Origin of the sequence: Pseudoalteromonas fuliginea (assembly GCF_000690055.1) — a bacterium.
Lineage (GTDB): Bacteria > Pseudomonadota > Gammaproteobacteria > Enterobacterales > Alteromonadaceae > Pseudoalteromonas > Pseudoalteromonas fuliginea.
Genome location: NZ_JJNZ01000263.1, coordinates 1 through 291 on the forward strand (window position 1 = coordinate 1; position 291 = coordinate 291).

Below are 291 nucleotides of genomic sequence, written 5' to 3' on the forward strand. Positions count from 1 at the left end.
GGCGAAAACGGAGTAATAGCACCAAACGCCTACTGTGAAGAAAACACCGATGGAGTACACACCTTCATCCTAAACGAACACACACCAGCCATTCTAGGCGAAGACGTAGACCCAGACGATTACACTATCCGATTCTACTTCGACCAAGCCGCTCTAGACGCCGGAACCGCATTACCAAACCAGTACACCAACATCAGTACACCACAGACTATTTTAGTATGGGTAGAAAACAATACAACCGGATGTATCGCTACCGCGCCGCTAACCCTATACGTAGAAGAAGCAGCAATA

General features: G+C 47.8%; 1 protein-coding gene. It reads left to right on the forward strand.

The window, feature by feature from the left end:
- Nucleotides 1-291, forward strand: a 291-nt coding sequence (locus tag DC53_RS22310) for an FIDD domain-containing protein (protein WP_033032741.1), incomplete at both ends; no start/stop codon positions are given.